13 protein-coding genes and 5 pseudogenes are annotated in these 14,881 nt (G+C 68.3%); 7 read left to right on the top strand and 11 right to left on the bottom strand.

Translation table 11 applies throughout. The features are described from left to right. Positions 1–148 precede the first annotated feature (148 nt). On the top strand, positions 149–1,000 hold the full coding sequence (locus ACV7NM_RS31960; protein ID WP_463413575.1) for a class I SAM-dependent methyltransferase: 852 nt from the start codon (positions 149–151) through the stop codon (positions 998–1,000). A 679-nt stretch (positions 1,001–1,679) separates the two neighbouring features. Here ACV7NM_RS31960 and ACV7NM_RS31955 read toward each other — a convergent pair. The 3 genes from ACV7NM_RS31955 to ACV7NM_RS31945 form a co-directional block, all read right to left on the bottom strand. Next, a complete protein-coding gene (locus ACV7NM_RS31955) occupies positions 1,680–2,051 on the bottom strand; it encodes an STAS domain-containing protein (RefSeq protein WP_463413574.1) in 372 nt (123 codons plus the stop codon). After that, a complete protein-coding gene (locus ACV7NM_RS31950) occupies positions 2,048–3,523 on the bottom strand; it encodes a PP2C family protein-serine/threonine phosphatase (RefSeq protein WP_463413573.1) in 1,476 nt (491 codons plus the stop codon). Before ACV7NM_RS31950 ends, ACV7NM_RS31955 begins: the two co-directional genes overlap by 4 nt. A gap of 643 nt (positions 3,524–4,166) precedes the next feature. Next, positions 4,167–4,505, bottom strand: coding sequence for a MerR family transcriptional regulator (locus tag ACV7NM_RS31945; RefSeq protein WP_463413572.1), 339 nt, complete (start codon positions 4,503–4,505; stop codon positions 4,167–4,169). Positions 4,506–5,680: 1,175 nt separating this feature from the next. Here ACV7NM_RS31945 and ACV7NM_RS31940 point away from each other — a divergent pair. Further along, positions 5,681–6,037, top strand: a complete 357-nt coding sequence (locus ACV7NM_RS31940; RefSeq protein ID WP_463413571.1) for a cold-shock protein — start codon at positions 5,681–5,683, stop codon at positions 6,035–6,037. 29 nt (positions 6,038–6,066) lie between these two features. On the opposite strand, the pseudogene ACV7NM_RS31935 reads toward ACV7NM_RS31940, so the two are convergent. The 5 genes and pseudogenes from ACV7NM_RS31935 to ACV7NM_RS31915 form a co-directional block, all read right to left on the bottom strand. After that, a pseudogene (locus ACV7NM_RS31935) lies at positions 6,067–6,365 on the bottom strand (STAS domain-containing protein). A gap of 232 nt (positions 6,366–6,597) precedes the next feature. Beyond that, positions 6,598–7,356: pseudogene (locus tag ACV7NM_RS31930) on the bottom strand (IS630 family transposase); the annotation flags it as partial. Between the two features lie 29 nt (positions 7,357–7,385). Continuing rightward, positions 7,386–7,664, bottom strand: a pseudogene (locus ACV7NM_RS31925) (helix-turn-helix domain-containing protein); the annotation flags it as partial. A 211-nt stretch (positions 7,665–7,875) separates the two neighbouring features. Then, a complete protein-coding gene (locus ACV7NM_RS31920) occupies positions 7,876–8,088 on the bottom strand; it encodes a DUF4287 domain-containing protein (protein ID WP_463413570.1) in 213 nt (70 codons plus the stop codon). Between the two features lie 75 nt (positions 8,089–8,163). Continuing rightward, positions 8,164–8,838, bottom strand: a complete 675-nt coding sequence (locus ACV7NM_RS31915; protein ID WP_463413569.1) for a DUF998 domain-containing protein — start codon at positions 8,836–8,838, stop codon at positions 8,164–8,166. A 102-nt stretch (positions 8,839–8,940) separates the two neighbouring features. On the opposite strand from ACV7NM_RS31915, the gene ACV7NM_RS31910 reads away from it, so the two are divergent. Together ACV7NM_RS31910 and ACV7NM_RS31905 are read left to right on the top strand one after the other, a co-directional pair. Continuing rightward, a complete protein-coding gene (locus ACV7NM_RS31910) occupies positions 8,941–9,561 on the top strand; it encodes a TetR/AcrR family transcriptional regulator (RefSeq protein WP_463413568.1) in 621 nt (206 codons plus the stop codon). 394 nt (positions 9,562–9,955) lie between these two features. Further along, entirely contained in the window at positions 9,956–10,084 is a 129-nt protein-coding gene (locus ACV7NM_RS31905) for a hypothetical protein (RefSeq protein ID WP_463413567.1), read from the top strand. A 497-nt stretch (positions 10,085–10,581) separates the two neighbouring features. Here the strand turns inward: ACV7NM_RS31905 and ACV7NM_RS31900 are convergent, their stop codons facing one another. After that, positions 10,582–11,451 carry an alpha/beta hydrolase gene (locus ACV7NM_RS31900; RefSeq protein ID WP_463413566.1) on the bottom strand — a complete coding sequence of 290 codons (870 nt, stop codon included), beginning with the start codon at positions 11,449–11,451 and terminating at the stop codon, positions 10,582–10,584. 140 nt (positions 11,452–11,591) lie between these two features. Between ACV7NM_RS31900 and ACV7NM_RS31895 the strand changes: the two genes are divergently transcribed. Beyond that, positions 11,592–11,780 (top strand): hypothetical protein, encoded by a 189-nt coding sequence (locus ACV7NM_RS31895; RefSeq protein WP_463413565.1) that lies wholly within the window; start codon positions 11,592–11,594, stop codon positions 11,778–11,780. Positions 11,781–11,885: 105 nt separating this feature from the next. Continuing rightward, positions 11,886–12,014 (top strand): hypothetical protein, encoded by a 129-nt coding sequence (locus tag ACV7NM_RS31890; protein WP_463413564.1) that lies wholly within the window; start codon positions 11,886–11,888, stop codon positions 12,012–12,014. A gap of 370 nt (positions 12,015–12,384) precedes the next feature. Here the strand turns inward: ACV7NM_RS31890 and ACV7NM_RS31885 are convergent. Both ACV7NM_RS31885 and ACV7NM_RS31880 read right to left on the bottom strand, forming a co-directional pair. Further along, positions 12,385–12,957, bottom strand: a pseudogene (locus tag ACV7NM_RS31885) (hypothetical protein); the annotation flags it as partial. Positions 12,958–13,123: 166 nt separating this feature from the next. After that, positions 13,124–13,279 (bottom strand): annotated as a pseudogene (locus tag ACV7NM_RS31880) (hypothetical protein); the annotation flags it as partial. 505 nt (positions 13,280–13,784) lie between these two features. Between ACV7NM_RS31880 and ACV7NM_RS31875 the strand changes: the two are divergent. Continuing rightward, positions 13,785–14,864: a serine hydrolase domain-containing protein gene (locus tag ACV7NM_RS31875; protein WP_463413563.1), complete on the top strand. Its 1,080-nt coding sequence runs from the start codon at positions 13,785–13,787 to the stop codon at positions 14,862–14,864. Positions 14,865–14,881: the final 17 nt, after the last annotated feature.

Genomic DNA, 14,881 nt, shown 5'->3' with positions numbered 1-14,881 from the left:
GTCGCACCACCAAGTCCTTCATCAGCGGGAGCCGCATTTGTCGGCTCAGGAGGCCGTCAAGGGGAAGGCGCCTGTTCACCGGCTGGCCGCGCATGAACCTGGCTCCACTCATCAGCTCTCTTTGGAATCGATCATCTAGGCTGACGCGGTGACTGATGAGCAGGAGCGGGTGCAGCCGTCGGGAGTGTGGGCCACGGCGGTGGGGGTGGCCCGGGTGCGGGCGCTGGAGACCGAGCGGGAGAACGCGCTGTTCCGCGACCCACTGGCACAGGCCTTCGCCTCCGCCGGCGGCCTATGGCCCTCCTCTCCGCCGCTGCCCGATGACGAGGCCGCGCGCCGCCGCCGACTGGCCGTGTCGTTCTCCATCGTCATCAGGACGAAGTTCCTCGACGACCTGTTGCAGCAGGCCTCCGTGTCCGGGGTCCGGCAGGTCGTGCTGCTCGGCGCCGGCATGGACAGCCGGGCCTTCCGGATGGGCTGGCCCGAGGGCACCCGGCTGTTCGAGGTCGACACCGCCGCGCCACTGGACTTCAAGGCTTCAGTGCTGCGCCGGGAGCGGGCCGCCGCACGCTGCGAGCGGATCACCGTCGCGGTGGATCTGCGTGAGGACTGGCCAGCCGCGCTGGCCGCCGCAGGGCACGACCCGGCGGTACCGACCGCGTGGATCGCCGAAGGACTGCTGATCTATCTGCCCGAGGACGCGGTGGAACTGCTGCTGGCCCGGATCAGCGCGCAATCGGCGGCAGGCAGTCGGATGGGACTGACGTTGGGCTCGCGCGGCGTGATCGAGCGCTTCGGCGCGGACGCCGTGCCGGGATCTGCGGCGTCCATGTGGGTCTCGGAGATGCCCGACGACCCTGTGGGCTGGCTGGCCGGGCACGGCTGGGAGGCCGACAGCCACACCCTGCGCGAGCGCGCTGCCGCCTACGGCCGCCCGATCAGCACCCCGCCGCAGCGCGAGGAGCGGCCCGGCGGACTGATCTCGGCGGTCCGCCGGTAGAGCGCCTCCTCCCGGTTCCCCACCGAGGACGTAAGCACCTGACCGGTGTCAGTGCTCATCGACATTTTCCGGCCCTGTGATCATCAAGTGCTGCCCGGACTCGGTGATAGACGGTGTCGCACGTCAGTTACGAAGCCAGTCACGGGACCCCCCGGGTCGCGGCGAAAGTGACGCCCTCCCCCGGGTGCCCGGGAGCGGCGGCCGGCTCGCCGACCAGGCTGACCACCGGACCCTGGCTCGCCGACACGCTGGGGCTGCTTTAACCCCAACAGGAGAGCCTCCTGTCGCTGCGCCCGGCGTTCCCAGCCATCGCCGCGCCAGCCGCGTCCCGTGCTCACCCTGCGTCAGCGGACGAGGCAGCCAGGGAGCTGCTGCTCGGCAGCGGCAGAAGATCGCCAGCGGCGGGTGCGCAAGGCCCTCGGCCCACCCGGTACGCCGTATGACGACGCTGACCGGGAAGGAGCCTTGTCTGCCGAGACCGCAGCTGTATCTGCGTGAGGACGCCTTCCGGAGCTGACCGGGGTGTGAGACGGTCCGGGCAGGGTGAGGGTGACCTACTGAGGGCGAACCCGGGTGGGGCGGACTCCGCCTGATTCCTGCAAGCAGCGGTACGTCCGCCCGAGTGCGGAAGCCGCTCATTTCGCGTTCTGAGGCATGGTGTCGCTGACGGGTTCGCAGGTCAGAGCAAGCCGGCACCAGGCCCTGCCGACCGGGCAGCGAGGGCTTCCAAAGTGCTCGGGTGGGTGAGCAGCAGGGTATCGACGCCGGTCATGCGCATCAGCCGTTGAAGGGAGTCTGACGGTGCGGTCAGTGTCAGGGAGCCGCCGGCTGCCTGGGTGAGGTGCCACAGGTTGATGAAGACGCTCAGGCCGGAGGAATCGCAGAACGTGACTTGGGTCAGGTCCAGGATCAGGTGCGGGTGGCCGTGGTCGATCTGGTCGCGGCCGGTGGTGCGCAGGTCGTTGGCGCTGTGGAAGTCGATATCGCCTGCGGCGGCGATCACGGTGGCGCCGGGGTGGTGCTGGACGGCCAGGCGGAGGGTGTCGGTCATGTGAGGTCACTGCTCCTGCCGGCTGGCTCGGTGGCCCCGGTGGTGGGTGCTGCGGTGGTGTGGGCAGTGGCGCTGGCGCCACCGGGAGCGGCGGCCGGGCGGGTGGGCACGCTCAGGGCGAGGAGGGCGACATCGTCACCGGGGCCGTCGGGAAAGGCCTCCAGCAGCGCGGCGGTGTCCTCGATGAGCGCGGCCGCGGACAGCGGCGAGGGGCGCTGGGCCAGGAAGGCGGCCAGCCCGGCCTCACCGAGCATCTGACCGTCTGTGGTGCGCGCTTCGCTCAGCCCGTCGGTGTACAGGAGCAGGGCGTCGCCGGGGCCCAGGTGCACGATGGTGGAAGCGAATCGCGCCTGCGCGAGGGCGCCGATGAGCATGCCGCCCTTGGGATGGACCTCATCCACCGACGTGGTGCCGGAGGGTTCGCCGGGGCGCAGGTGGTAGGCGGGGGGATGCCCGCCGGTGGCCACGGTGAGCGTGAAGCCCGTGCCCTGGGGGTCGGGTTCGAGGACGCCGAACATCGCGGTGCAAAACCGGCTGCCGATGGTGGGGTCCATCAGCAGGGCAGTGTTCAAGGTGGCAAGGACCGCTTCGGGATCGGGATCGACGTGGGCGGCGGCCCGCAAGGTGTAGCGGGTCAGCGACGTCACCGCGGCGGCCTCGGCGCCCTTGCCGCACACATCGCCCAGGAAGAACGCCCACCGTCCGCCGGCACCGAGTGGGAAGACGTCGTAGAAGTCGCCGCCGACATCGCGCACGGAGGCGGTGTAGTAGTGCGAGGCCAGCTCCAGGCCGGGCACGGTCGGCAGCGCCGGCGGCAGCAGGGTGCGCTGCAAAGTGGCGGCGAAAGCGGCGATGGCGGCCTTGTCGGCCTCGGCCTGCTCGCGGGCAACGTGTTCGGCCTCGCGCTGGGCCTGCTCGGCCCGGACGGTGCGCAGCGCCGACAGCCGCAGCTCCATCTCGTCCATCACGATCGCGGCCAGGTCCGCCAACGTGGCAGTGTCCGCTTCGGTGATCAGCCGGGGGCGGGTGTCGAGGACGTTGACCGTGCCCAGCCGGTGCCCGTCGGCGGTGGTGATCGGGGCGGCCGCGTAGAACCGCACGCCCATCTCGCCGGCGACCAGCGGGTTGGAGCACGCCACCGGGTCGGCTAGGGCGTCGGGTATGACCAGGGTGTCTTCGGAAAGGATGGCCGAGGCGCACAGGCCCGGGTCGCGGCCGATCTCGCTGACGCCCTCCAGGCCGTGGGCGGCCTTGAACCAGATCCGGTCGCTGTCCACGATCGTTACCGACGCTACCGGTGTGCCAAGCAGACGGGCGGCCATCGCCGCCACCCGGTCGAACGCCCCGTCGGGCGGGGTGTCGAGGATGTCGTAGCGGCGCACCGCCGCGATGCGCCGCTCTTCCTCGCTGCGCGGTATCGGTGTCCGTAGCGCCCGCTGGGGCTCCCCGGACGCCGCGGCCTGCTGCGCCATACTCCCGCCCCTCTCATCGTTATCTCGCGGGCCACGGCTCTGGTGCGGCCCGGTCTGCTCACGGAGCCTAGCCGAGGAGGCCCGGTCACCCACAAGCAGCCTGGAACTGGGGCTTGACCAGGGGAAACAACACCGATGGTGATCAGTCACCACAGGGGATAACACAAGGGAATCCACAGCACGGCGAACAGGGAAGGGAAGCCGGGCCAGCCCGGCTTGCCCACCCGGTCGATCAAGGGGAGGCGCTCCCCGGAGGTGATCGGGCCCGGCCGCACCGCGTTCCTCAGGCATGAGCGAGGGTCCCGTGGAAATTCGCCGGCCTGCCGATGCCGGGACACAGCCCCGAGGCAGCCACGGCAAAAGTGCAGGGCCGGGCGTGGACGCCCGTGGTGCGGGAGATGCTCGAACACCCGGGGACCGCAGAGAGGGGGCGCCAGGCGCTGGAGTACTCCCGGCAACAGTGGGCCGTCCAGGGCCTGACACCACCCTGGGATTGGTCTGGGGCCGCCCCGGAAGCTCGGGACATCCGGGGCGGTGATCCAATTCTCAACGAGCCGGAGCAGAACCGGTTCCGCAACACGGCCGGCGCACCGGGGAGCGGTGTTGGGTTGATCGTCGGCTGGACCGGCTGCTGCCCATGTCGTCAGGCTGCGGCCGGTGGGGTCGGGGATCCGGTGGTGCGCCGGTATTCGGCGTTGATGCGTTGGGCTTCTTCGAGTTGGTCTTCGAGGATGACGATGCGGCAGGCGGCTTCGATGGGGGTGCCCTGGTCTACGAGTTCGCGGGCTCGGGCGGCGATGCGGAGCTGGTAGCGGGAGTAGCGGCGGTGGCCGCCCGGGGAGCGCAAGGGGGTGATGAGACGGTGTTCGCCGATGGCGCGGAGGAAGCCCTGGGTGGTGCCGAGCATGTCGGCGGCGCGGCCCATGGTGTAGGCGGGGTAGTCGTCGTCATCGAGACGGCCGAACGTGTCGTCTGCTGTCATCGAACCTCTCTGTCGGTTGAACGCGCCGGAGTCGCACACGCTGAGGGGCCCGGGTGCCGTACCGGCACCCGGGCCCCGAAGGAACTACTCACACCATCTGCCGGCCCTGATACTGCGCCGGCCCTCTGTTTCCGCACGGCCGGCCTGAACGCTGCCGGGGATGCGGGGATCGCGGATGCGTGACCGGAGACCACCTCACTATCGATGTCCTGCGGTACCCGAACTCAATGCTTCCGTCCGGGCGATCCTGATGGCGCCTAGTCCCTCCGTTCTTTCCCTCTGAATCAATCAGTTACCAAACGGGAACTGCGTACTGCTCTTACTGCTGCACTGCGAACTGCTTGTACTGCTGGTGTTGCGTACTGCCGGTGGCCTCACACAGCGCCACCTCCTCGGCAGCCAGCCCCGTCGCCCATCCTGCGTCTGCTCTGGCTTAGAACCCCACTGCCGAACCTCCCGGTGCGCGCGCCCGCAGCCCGACGCCTTCACCGAGGTACCACTCACATACTTCACTGCTGGTACCGCCAACTGCGTTACTGCTGGTACTGCTCGTGGCGGCCCCTGATCACCGCGGGCCACCCGGTCCGGTCGTCAGTCCCGTCGCCGTCATACGACTGCTCTGGCTTCGGAACTCCACCGCCGCACCGTCCTGCGAACTGCAACTACTGGTACCGCGTGTACTGCTGCCCGGCAGTTCATCTCTGCCGGGCCCTTCTGGTCTCGGCTACGAGAGAAACCATAACCACCGAAGCATCCAATGTCTACTTCGGCCGTGACAGATTTCTGCCTGTTCGAAAGCGAGGTAGACGCACTCGAACATGACAGGGAACACGGCGGCTGCTACTGCGGCGCGCCCACCACACCGGTCGGTGCAGGCAGCCGTCCGGTGGTGCACGCGGACAAGCACGGTGACATGGGCGGGCGAGGGGTGTGCCTGGAAGGGCCCGATCCGACGGGCCTCGGGGTGGCCGCCGGCTCCGGCATCGGGCCGGGCCAGGTAGCCGGCCACAGCATCACCGGCAAGAAGCGGCAAGAAGCGGCAAGCAAACCAGAGCTACGCAGGGTCAGTCACTGGACAGCGACTGGAGGGGGCCGCCCACCTTGGGACAGGGCACACTCGTTTTTGAAGGTCCGGGTGGCAGGGCTCCGCCTAAGGCGGAGCCCTGCCACGTTCGGTGACGCTGCGTCGATGTCGCCGGCGGTTCCCGGTTGGGGTGGCATTCGCTCACATCGGGGGATGGCGCCGGTTGCACGAACCGCGAGGCCCTGGACAGCAGTCCTGGGATCACCAGCTCGTGAGAGAGGTGAGCAGCGTGCCCAGGGGTGTTGTGAAGTGGTTCGATCAGGGGGAAGGCCATGGCGTCATCGCGCGGGACGCTGGTGAGCCGGACGCCGTCGTGGAGTCCTCAGCTGTTCTGGGGTGTTGCCGTGCCCGGGGGCTGGTGGCGGGCGAGACGGTCGTCTTCGACGTCACCGAGGACCTTCAGGGGGTCCGGGCCGAGAACCTCCGACGAGATGGGGCTTGTCGCTGAGGTGACCGGTCACCCGGACCTCATCCCGGCTACCGCTCTCGGCCCGCGCCGCCGTCCATCGCCGTCTCAGCCTCGGCGGCAGTTCCATACACGCGCAAAACCCTGTCGACCCCGGTCAGGCGCAGCATCCGTTGCAGCGTCGGCGGCACGCCGGCCAACGCGAGCGAAACCCCGGCCTCCTCTGTCTGCCGTCGGGCGCCCAGCAGCACGTTCAGGCCGGCCGAGTCGCAGAACGACACCCGGACAGGTCCAGCACGACACACCGCAGTCCCGGACCGATCCCGTCTTGAAGACGGCTCCGGAGGAACCCGGCGGTCGCATGCTCCATGTCCCCGCCGAGCCGTATGACCAGACACGGGCCTGCCGTACTCACCTCGACAGAGGGCTCACCGCTCATACCGCCCTCCCAACCGACTCACCGGGAACGCCGTCCGATAGCGCCGATGAACCTGGCGTCTACCCTCAGGACGCTCCGCCATACCGGCTACGGACGCCCGACCACCCAGCCCACCACGGCCGGGCGAACCCGCCACACGCCCTCGAAGTCCTTCGAGGGTTGATCACGTTGGCGGATGGGTGGAGGATTTTCCCTGGTGATCGGTTGTGTGCCGGTCGAGTCTGGCCAGCAGATCGTCCAGGTCTGAGGTAGTGAACTTCCACTGGAACGGCTGTGCTGTGGCGTTGTAGCGGTCTTCGAATGCACGGAGCCGGTCCCGGACCTCGTCGAGGTCGGTGAAGTCGTCAGGCGAGACGACCTTGCGCTGAACGATGGAGAAGAACACCTCGATCTGGTTCACCCATGAAGCGTGAACGGGTGTGTGGACCATGACCGCGTTCGGAAACCTGCTGGTGAGACGGTCGATGGTTCTGTTGCCGCGATGGGAGGATCCGTTGTCGACGATCCAAAAGACGCGTCTGGCGCCGGCGTATGGCTCGCTGGTCATGACCTGCTCGACCAGCGCCATGAACGGCACGATGCCCGCGGTGGGTTCGCAGCGGCCCATGACTCGGGCCTGGTGGACGTCATAGGCGGCCATGTAGATGAGCGCACCGCCGCGTTCGTACTCGTGGTTGACGCGCAACGCCCGGGCTCGTCCCGGGGGCAGGGTGGGATGGCAGCGGCAGCGGGCCTGGATGGAGGTTTTCTCGTCCGCGGAGATGACGTACTCGTTCTCGCCCAGGGGTTCGCCCTGCCACAGGCCGACGTAGAGGTCCATGATGCGGGCGGCTTTGGTACGGAAGTCGGGGTCGCGAATGAGGATCCATGAGTGGTATTGCCAGGGCTTGAGCGCGTCCCGCTTGAGCCAGCGGCGCACGGTGGAGGCCGAGACCGCCTCACAATGCCCCGGTCGACAGCCTCACGTGCCAGTTCCGGGCAGGGCCAGCGGGACAGCGGTACGCCTGTCTCGGCAGGTAACTGGCAGGCCAGTGCCTTAACTTCGGCGGTCTGCAACGGGGTGAAACGCGGCGGCCCCCCGGAACGCTTACGGTCTTCAAGGGCCGGAAGACCGCCAGAGGCGAACCGGCCCCGCCACGTGCGCACCGTGTCCACGTGCTGGCCCGTCTCACCGGCGATCCGCAAGTTGGAGCGTCCGCGTGCCGCACGCAGCACAAGGTCCGCGCGCATCCGGGCCTGGTGGGGAGTCTTGTGGCCGTAGGCCATCTTCTTCAGCCGCTGCCTCTGCGAGGCTGTCAACGATATCGGGCAGGCGGAGGCAACAGGCAAGGCGGGCAGGCCGATCAACAGAAGTGGATCTCACCGGCCACCCCTTGCCGCAGCACCCGCAGTCGCGACCGTAGTGCGGGCTTGAACAGGTCCGGCGGTGCGGATGCCCGGGTTACTTGCCGCTGCCTTCGGCGAGGGTGTGTGCGACAAGCGCGTTGGCGTGGCCGTGACCGAGTCCATGCTCGGCCTTGAGCCAGGTGACGAGTTCCATGTGCTTGGTCAGGGGCGAGGAGCGGATGAGGTCCTTCCAGTCCTTGATCGGGCGGCCGTACTTCTTCTCGATCGACGGGAAGTAGCTGGCGGGGCCTTTTACCGGTGCGGTCATTGCGGTGTCCTGTCTCACTTGTTAGTGATCTTGATGGTTGTCTTGGTTGCGTCTGCGATGAGTGGACGGCTGCTGTTACTTCTGTGCTGCGGGGAGGGGCGTCATCAGCCGGGCGGTGACGGCCGTGAGCCACAGAAGGCCGAGTCCGGCTCCGGCGGTGAAGGCCAGCACGGTGGCGGAGGAACCGGCGAATCCGGCGAGGATCCCCAGCGGTACCAGGCGTGAGCTCACGGCCCATCCCCGTTGCCGGTGCGTGGCGAAGTGCCGGGCCAGGACGAGGAACGCTGCGGACAGCGCGAGGAAGCCCACCATGGCGCTGAGCATGTGGGCGGCGCCGTGCCAGCTCAGGGAGGCGGCGGGAGCTTGGGGGGCACCGGCGGGGAAGCCCGCCCCCGGGTCCGCGGTGAACGCCGCGGCCAAGGCAAACGAGACGCCGAACACACGGATCAGGCGCGGTGCCCAGGTGCCGGCGGGTGCGCCGTCCAGTGCGCGGCGGATCCCGGCCGCACCTGCGGCGGCCAGCATGCCGGTCAGTAGGAAGCTGGTCACCTGGATCCAGCCGAGATCGCCCAGGCTGAGCTGGCTGATCGCGTTGCGGGTGAAGTCGAAGCCGTCGCGGGTGAGCCCCTGGACTGCGCCGAGGCCCAGGAACAGTGGACCTGCCGTGACGCCGCCTGCCAGCAGAACCCGCGTCGTCGGCCGCGCCGACGCCGGGCGGGCCGTGACCGGGACGCCAATGGTCTGGGTCATGCGATTCCCCCGTGGAAAGAACTAGACGGTGTGGTACTCGTCGGAACTGGGCGCTAGATTAGTCACATACGAACTGGACTGTCCAGTACTGAAGGGTGGGCGATGGAAGCGAGCGAGCAAGGCCGGTCTGCACGCAAGCACAAGGCGATCCTGGACGCCGCAACCCAGGCGTTCATGGCCAAGGGGTACTCCGGGACCAGCATGGACGACATCGCGAAGCAGGCCGCAGTCTCCAAGCAGACCGTCTACAAGCACTTCTCGGACAAGGAGAAGCTGTTCGCCGAGATCGTCCTGGCCACGACGGACCGGGTCGACTCCATGGTCGATCTGGTGGCCGACATCCCGGCCGACGCCGAGGAACTGGAGGAGAACCTGGCCCGCCTGGCCCGCCAGTTCCTGGCCGCACTCACCCAGCCCCAGGTACTCCAGCTGCGGCGCCTGATCATCGCCAACGCCGACACCTTCCCCGAGCTCGGCGCCACTTGGTACAAGCAGGGCTTCGAACGCGTCCTCGCCACCCTGGCAGCCACCTTCCAACGCCTCGCCGACCACGGTCTCCTCCGCGTTACCGACGCGAATCTGGCCGCTAACCACTTCACCGGGCTTCTTCTGTGGATCCCCGTGAACAAGGCCATGTTCCACGGCAGCCCCCAGCACACGCAGAGCGAACTCGACCGCCATGCGGACGCCGGCGTCCGGGCCTTCATCGCTGCCTACCGCTGACCCCCAGCGACACGCACCAAGTCACCCCCCGGGCATGCCGGGAGAAACACTGAACGATTTCTCCCGGCTCTTCGCAACCGGTTCAACCCTGGTGGACCCCAGGAACTTACACTCCCCGACGGGACCCCGGTACGGCTCGGGGTATGGCTGTCCAACGCCCGCACCCGTCGCGACCAGCTCACCACCGACCAACGCCAACGCCTCACCGACCTCGGCATCCACTGGGCCCGCCAGAGGCCGGGCCGCGGTGGTCAGGGGCGGGCCAGGAAACGGGCCCGCAAAGGAACCATCCAACGCCCACCGAACCCCAGAAGACGCACTCCACCAGCAGGCACTCCACCAGCAGATCCGGCCCCTGTGGCGCATGCGTGAACGAGGAGTCCGTCCGACGAGCGTGCCTCCAGCAGCCGAAGCGACCCTTGACCAGGCCATCGAGCGGCTGCTGGCCCGCGAGGCCCGCGTCAGCCGGGCGGGCGACTTCCTGGAAGGTTTCCGTCAGCGGGGCGACGAAACGCGACGGTGACCCGGACCTCCCGGCCACCCTGCGGGAGCGGATCGCAGAATTCCAGGGTGAACCCCGTGAGGCGCGACGTCCCGGCAGGGCGCCTCCGCCCTCATTCCATCAGCCGGCCGCCGCTGGTTGACGGCGACGACGAGGCAGCGGGGTCGTTGCCGGGCACGAGGCTCGGTGACGCGGTAGATGCCGCCCCGCCCACGTCCGCGTCCGCGTCCACTCCCTGGGGGCGGTCGGCCGGACGTCGAGCTGCTCGCAGTCGACGGTGCGGGCGATCCACTGGAACCCGGCCGCGTCCACCAGGCGCACCATCAGCGGCGAGGGGTAGACGCCGGCGATCTGGCCATGCGCCTGGCGGTTAGGTCGAACACCTGCTGCCCGAGCGTGAACCGGGGGCGGCCCCTCACCGGTGTTCGGTCCGCGCGCAGCGCTTCATGAGGACCTGCATGTCGGTGACGACGGTGAAGCAAGCCGGGTGACCGGCGAGGTCAAAGATCAAGGTTCGGTTATTCGACCGGGCCTTCCATGACCTGGCTGATGAACTCGATCGGGCCCAGGCCCATGTTCGGCACGTAGGTCTTGGCGTTGTGCTGGCCGCCCGGGATGATTCTCAGGGTGGTGTGGATCGGCCCCTTGTTGCCGTAGGTGGCGACGTATTTCTGCACGTTCGGCAGGGTGTCCTTGTTGTTCTCGTTGTCGCCGACCTGGAAGGCGATGTAGACGTCCAGCGCGCCCTTCTTGTCGATGAGTGCCTTGGAAAGCAGGTTGGGGTTGTTCTCGTTCTTCTCCTTGTCGTGGCCCTTCCACAGCGGGGAGTCCGGGACGATGTCCGGGCCGGAGGCGAGTGCGGCCTTGAACTTGTCCGGGTACTTCAGCACGGCCTTCAGGCTGGCGAAGCCGCCGGTGGAGGAGCCCATGAAGGCCCAGCCGTCACGCGATTTGATCGTGCGGAAGTTCTCCTTCATCAGGTCCGGGACGTCCTCGGTCAGCCAGGTGTCCATCTTGGGCTGGCCCGGGATGTCGGACGCGTCCCAGTAGATGCCCTTGTCGTCCGGCCCCGGGTTCAGCACGGGCATGGCCAGGATGAAGGGCTTGCTCTTGCCCTCGCTGTACCACTTGCTGATGCTCGGTTGGAGGCCCATTCCGGGGTCCATCCAGTAGTTGTTGGGATAGCCAGGGCCGCCGGGCAGGGCGATCATGACGGGGAAGCCGCTCTTGGCGAACTTCGGGTCGTTGTACTCCTTGAGCGCCCAGACCCAGACCTTGCCGGTGAAGCCGGACTTCTTGCCGGTCACGGTGGTGACGGCGACATGCGTGCCGTCGTCCAGGGTCTTCGTGTTCTTGAATTCGGCTGCCGGGCCCGTGGGCATCAGCATCTTCGAGTTCGCCGCCTGCTTCGCACCCGTTCCCGCCGGCCTGAGGCGTGCCGAAGGTCACCGACGAGCCCTTGTCGGTGAAAGGAGGTATTTCGAAGTGGTACATCACGAGCGACGTGATGCCCAGGAGTGCCGCCACGGTGGCACCGACGATCACCCAGCGCTTGGTCTTGGACTTCCGCCGCGGGGGCTCCTGGTCGTACTCGTGCTCGTACGGAGGCTCGTACTGCGGCTCGGCCCTGTCGTACGCGGGCTGCTCGTGGGAGCGCCGCTGGTACACGGGCTGGTGGCGCAGGGTGGGCTGGTCGTCGTACGCCTGCTGGTCGTAGCGCGGCTGGTCGTACTGCGGGCGGCCCTGCTGGGCCTGCTGCCCGTACGGCGGGCGGCCGGCCTGCTGCTGGCCGTACCGGCTGCGTCTGGTCCTGCGGGCGGCCGTGCTGCTGGCCCTGGGGCTGCTGTCCGTACTGCGGCTGGCCCTGCTGCTGTCCACCGTAGGGCGGCTGCGGCTGCTGCGGATACTGTCCTTCCGGCCGGTACGGCGGCTGATACTGCTTGTCGGGTGAGTACGACATGTGCGGTTGCTCTCCGGCTGGTGTGCTGCCCCATAGGGGGGTGGACTGCCCCGTCGGGGGGGGACTGCCCCGTCGGGGGGGACTGCCCCGTCGGGGGGGACAGACTGCTTCTGTTCGAATGTTGAACGAAACTGCTTCGGGGTTCCGCATTTCCCCTTGGGAGGGCGTGGCGATTGCCGCTCCATCGACATCCTGCTGGAACTGGGCCAGAGATGAGGCGCCGTCTGAAGCCCTCCGAGCGGGAGGATGTGCCCCTGTCCGCGTGATCCGATCGCCGGCTTGCGTCATGGATGGTGTGACTGAGCGCGACAGTTGGCCCATCCGGCCAAGCAGATGCTCGGATTCGGCACCACGAGTCAGTGCCATGAAAGCCCCACTCGTCGAGCCCGCCGTAGACGTGCGCTTCGAGGCACTGCGGAGCTTCAAGGCCCACGGCATCGCCCCGGTATACGGCGATGAGCAAATCCTCGCCCCGCCACCAGGAGTCGGTCACCCGCTGCACCTCGGGCACCGGCTCTAAACCGCCGAGGTCCAGTTCCTCCACAGCCTTCCCCTTGATCCTCGTGAGGGTCTTGGCCCACCGACGGACATGAGCCGCCAGGGCCAGGGATTCCGCCCATCCGTCCGTGCTGGCATGCAGAGGTGTCCAGCGGTAGGCGTCGATCCCGAACGCCCCATCGGGGCCGACCATGAATCCGTAGGCCATGGACACCCGGCAGTCTCCTGCCGGGAACGACCAGCCTTGTGCGGGCACCCGCTCGGGACAGTCGGCGTCCAGGATGCGCGGACCACCTTCGTAGAACGGGGCCGGCGGCAGGGCAAGGCCGCCCCAGCGGTCCTGAAAGACGATGGCCCGATCGATCTCCGCAGCAGGGATCCCGTGACTGATCCAAGCGCCGCGGTGTCGCAGGATGTCGAGCCGGTGGACGCGGATGCCCTCCCTCTCGACGAACTACTGGGCCCTGCGGCTCAGGCCAGCGGGCGGGACGCTGCACAAACAGGGCCTCGCGCAGCCGGTCCTCCACCAACTCGACCGGACAAACCTCCTCGGCGAGCCAGGCCGTCAGCCGCTCCTCGTCCGCGCGGGTCGCCGGTCGGAAGCCGAGTTCCTCGCGGATCTGCGTACGGTGCCCCTTTGCCGAACGGGACGACAGGTCGTACTTCACCACATCCTCCGCCGGCACCTTCACCACGTCGCCCACGTAGTCGACCGCTGCCTCCGGGAACCGGCCCTCCAGCTCGAAGAACTTCAGCATCAGCACGAAACCGAGACGGGTCGGACCGGCCTTATCGCGACCAGGTCCGAGTCACTGCCCACAGGCGTCCAGCACGCCACGACGTCCTGGGGCGACCACTCCCGGCGCATGAGCGCTACCCGTCCGTCGACTACTCGTTCGGCCTGACGAAGCGGTCAGACACGAAGCAACGGGAGGGCAGAGGGGAGCGGCGGCCACTGTGCCCTGTGGGTCAGAGATAGGAGACCGGGACCGTGATGCCAAGTATCGAAGAAGTGGGGTGCTCGTGACGTTCGCTGTGTAACAACGCCTGGTGCGTGGCCTTCGCTGTGTCCAGACCGTGGCTTCCGGATCAGGCCGAGGGCCAGGGCGCCAATCCCTTCTCTCACCCTGAGGGGGACAAGGGTGGTCTCCGGGACGGTTCAGGGTGATTCCCGATGATCAACAGTCATTACAGGAGCGAGGGTTGGTCCAGCGCGAGCACCGTGCCGACCCAAGCCACCAGCGTCCTTCCCGGGAGTCACCGATGTCCACTCGATCCCCCGTCGCCCGCCGTCTCACCGTCGCCGGAGTGGCACTGGCCGTCTTCGCCACCGGCCTGGCCGCTGCCCCGGCGGCCTCCGCCGCTTCCTCCGGGCTCGCCACCCACAATTCCACTGACGACCGTGGCTCCGCCGCTGTGAGAAAGCTCCTGGCCACTCTGCCCGACCCTGTGACGGATGCGGCCCTGATACGAGTGGCCGGCCGGGGCATGCGCACCCAGTACACCGGGACAGCGGGACCCGTGGAGGCGGACGCCGGCTTCCCGGTCGGTAGCGTGACCAAGATTTTCACCGATGCCATGGTGCTACAGCTGGTCGCCGAGCACCGGATCGGCATCGACGAGCCGGTCCGCCCCCACCTGCCCGATGTGATCCCCGCCGCTTACGCCGGCGTGACGGTACGCCAGCTCCTGGACCACACCAGCGACCTTCCCCGTCCAGCGAAGGTTCCGCTCGACCCGCACGGCGTGGTCGCCGCCTCCTTCGAAGCGGACACCGCAGCGCAACCCGGCCGCATCCCGGCCCCGGGAACCGTTCAGCAGTACAACGGACTGAACAGCTTCGTCGCCGGGCTGCTCGTGGAACAGGTCACGGGCCGCCCCTTCGCCCGTGAACTCGACCGGCGGATCCTGCACCCGCTGGCCCTGCGCCACACCGCCCTCTCCTCGGACCCGCAGATCGCCTGGACCTGGTCCGAGGGCGGACTGACGTCCACAGCGGCGGACCTCGATGCGTTCCTGCGCGCCCTACTTGACGGGCGGCTCCTCCCTCCGACCCAGCAGCGGCACCTCTTCGAAGTACCCGCAGTACCCAGCGGCCCCGAGAACACCAGCTGCCCCCTGCCGACAGCCTGCTTCAGCGCCGGCGGCCTGATGGGTATCGAGCTGAACGGAACCAAGGTATGGGGCAAGACCGGATCCAGCGGCGGCTGGACCAGCGGAATCTTCGCGAGCACCGAACAGCATCGCCGGACGGTATACGCCCTGCGGCCCAATTCCCAGGCCACCCCCGGGAAGCAGCGCGCCCGCCTCGTGGAAGTGGTTACGGCCGCGCTCACCAGCTAAGGGCTTGCAGATCATCA

Source organism: Streptomyces sp. Tek67B01 (assembly GCF_055231995.1).
Note: the sequence above shows the minus strand (reverse complement) of the source record. Positions and strands in the feature narration are given on the sequence as shown.

Excerpts from the sequence above, each read along its gene's own strand:
- ACV7NM_RS31910 (WP_463413568.1), top strand. The coding sequence starts at position 8,941 with ATGGAAGCGAGCGAGCAAGGCCGGTCTGCACGCAAGCACAAGGCGATC.
- ACV7NM_RS31900 (WP_463413566.1), bottom strand. The coding sequence starts at position 11,451 with ATGCTGATGCCCACGGGCCCGGCAGCCGAATTCAAGAACACGAAGACC.
- ACV7NM_RS31950 (WP_463413573.1), bottom strand. The coding sequence starts at position 3,523 with ATGGCGCAGCAGGCCGCGGCGTCCGGGGAGCCCCAGCGGGCGCTACGG.
- ACV7NM_RS31955 (WP_463413574.1), bottom strand. The coding sequence starts at position 2,051 with ATGACCGACACCCTCCGCCTGGCCGTCCAGCACCACCCCGGCGCCACC.
- ACV7NM_RS31915 (WP_463413569.1), bottom strand. The coding sequence starts at position 8,838 with ATGACCCAGACCATTGGCGTCCCGGTCACGGCCCGCCCGGCGTCGGCG.
- ACV7NM_RS31875 (WP_463413563.1), top strand. The coding sequence starts at position 13,785 with ATGTCCACTCGATCCCCCGTCGCCCGCCGTCTCACCGTCGCCGGAGTG.
- ACV7NM_RS31920 (WP_463413570.1), bottom strand. The coding sequence starts at position 8,088 with ATGACCGCACCGGTAAAAGGCCCCGCCAGCTACTTCCCGTCGATCGAG.
- ACV7NM_RS31945 (WP_463413572.1), bottom strand. The coding sequence starts at position 4,505 with ATGACAGCAGACGACACGTTCGGCCGTCTCGATGACGACGACTACCCC.